This window comes from Erwinia sp. PME.40.26/001 (genome assembly GCF_055556675.1).
Map to the genome: position 1 here is coordinate 1 of NZ_JBVHNP010000043.1, position 382 is coordinate 382.

Annotated in this window: 1 pseudogene; it reads right to left on the reverse strand. The window is 70.7% G+C overall.

Features of this window, described 5'->3' with window-relative positions:
* Positions 1-349: pseudogene (locus ACZ3HG_RS23130) on the reverse strand (hypothetical protein); the annotation flags it as partial.
* Positions 350-382: the final 33 nt, after the last annotated feature.

Genomic DNA, 382 nt, shown 5'->3' on the forward strand with positions numbered 1-382 from the left:
TATAGGTAGCCGAGACGGCGTCCAGGAGGACCGTCTGGTGGCTCTTGCGCGTCTTGGCCATGTACGCCTGCAGGCGGTCGTTCAGTGGGACCGGAAGGTGGACGGGGACGCCCTTGGTCGCGGTCTCCCGCTCCTCCCCCTCTCCCCCGTCTTCGTCCTCCGTGCGGGTCGTGCGAGTCGGCTGCTTGCGCGGCGCCTGCTTCTTCGCAGGAGCGGCCGCGGTTTCGACCGCCGCCGCAGGGGCGGGCTCCGGGGGCGGAGCCTGGTCGACGGGGGGCTCCACGGGTTCTGCGGGAGCCGGCGTCGGTGCGGTGCGGCGGGTGAGTTTTCCGAGATCCTGACGAGCCATGTCAGGCCTCCTTCATCTGGTTGGCCCACAGCG